Raw genomic sequence first — 1793 nt, 5'->3', positions numbered from 1 at the left:
CAGGTGATGACGAGGTTGGTGTTGGTGGCGTCCGGTGTCGCGTCGAGCACGATTTGCGGTGGCTGCGTGTCGCGCGTCAAGGCAAATCTCGCCAGCACCGCCTGGGCCACTTGCGTGCCGATCAGCTTGCCGGCGTCATTGTCAAGAATCGTGTGGATGCCGCCATAGATGCGGCTCAAGCCCGCCTCGTCGGCGGCCTCGCTGAAGCTCGTGAAGCTGCGCGTCACGCCCGGCAAGGTCGAGGCGGTGGTGGCAAACGCGGTGTTGTCTCCAAAGCTGGCGGCCAGCACGCCGGCCGCCGCGGCGCTGAAGGTCGAGTGGCCCGACACATAGCTCGGGTGCGCCGGCGTGATCAAGAGCGGCGTCCAGTTGGCATCTTGCACGGTCGCCGGGTTGCCGCCTTGGTCGGCATTCTGGATTGCCGTGATGGGTCGCCAGAAGTTGTAGTGGTACTTGGTGTCCCAGGCGGCGATAGCGGCATCGGCCAGGGCCACGTTGAGCTGCGCCATCAAGCGCGCGTTGGCGCTCAGCGACTGGCCTTTGGCGGCTGCCACTTGCACAGCAATCTGGTCCCAGTGACCGGGCGGTGTGAAGCTGCCGCCGCCATCGGCCCAGAACTGGGCTTGCTGGGTTTGGTCCGCGCTGCGGGTGATGCTGTTGTCGCGGCCCAGGCTTTGCACTTGATTGATGGCCTCGGCATAGGCGGCCGAGTCGAGCGCGGGCGGTGGCGCGGCGCGAAACTGCGCCGCGCTTTCCAGCGCGAACGGCGTCACGCGCGGCCATTGCGGCTCTTCGGCCACCAGAAAAAACGGGCCGGTGGCGCGCCACTGGCCCGGCGCCGTTCCATCGTCTTCAGCCGCAAATTCAAGATAGCCATCATCAGCGCGCAGCGCCAGTATCGCTTGTGCGATGCTCTCGCCCAGCGCCACACCGGCACTCTTGGCCGCGCCATCGGGCCGTGCGGCCAGGCTCGCGGCCAGCGCCGCATCGAACTTGGCGCGCTGGCCCGGGTACTGGCTGAACAGCACGCGGTAGGCGGCCTGTGCGGCCGCGGCTTGAGCGTCGGTTGGGTCGCTGGCGCTGCGCTGCACCAGATAGGCCGGCGTGCCCTGGATGGCGGCCAGGCTGTCATGCACGGCAATGCTGAGCATGGCGAGCGTGCGCGTGGCGACTTGCGGGTGCGTCACGTCAAGCTGCACGGCCTTGAGCGCGGTCGTGATCCAGTCCAGCACCGCGTCGCCTTGCGTGGGTTGCACGCGCGTCAGGGTACGCGTGACGCTTTGGCTGTTGCCGGCGGCGTCGCTCACATCCAAGGTAATGAAATTTTCGCCCAGCGCCAACGCCACGCCGGGCAGCATGAAGTTGCCGTTGGCACTGGCGCTGCTGATGAGGCCTTGCGCTGCCAGGCGGATGGTCGCACCCGTTTCGGCCGTGCCTTGCAAGACGACGATGGCCGAGGCGGTCTGCGCGGTGTTGCCGTTGAACGCATCGACCGTCGAAACGGCGAAGTTGGCGCCGCTGGGCGCTTGGCTGTCCAGGGTGAAGACAATGTTCAGTGGCGCGCTGGCATTGCCCGCCGCGTCTTTGGCGATCAGGCGCACGGTGTGGGCACCATCGGCCAAGCTGCCGCCGGCCAGCGTGTCCAGCACGGCGCGCGACAAGGTGAAGCGGCCATCCGGCTCAAGCAGGGCGGCGAGGTCGGTGAAGCTTGGCATCGGCCCGGGGTCCAGGGACACGAGCAACTGCGTCACACGAACGTCGTCGGTAGCGCGGCCGGCAATGCTCGCGTCGCG

The 1793-nt window shown here is 67.6% G+C and carries 1 protein-coding gene; it reads right to left on the bottom strand.

Annotated features, from left to right (window positions below):
• Nucleotides 1–1715: vanadium-dependent haloperoxidase (locus AC1D15_RS30150; RefSeq protein ID WP_477828918.1), on the bottom strand; the 1715-nt coding region annotated here is incomplete at its 3' end.
• Between the last annotated feature and the right edge of the window lie 78 nt (nucleotides 1716–1793).

The sequence above is a fragment of the Rhizobacter sp. P2_H2 genome (genome assembly GCF_056403375.1).
This window is presented reverse-complemented; position numbering and strand designations above follow the sequence as displayed.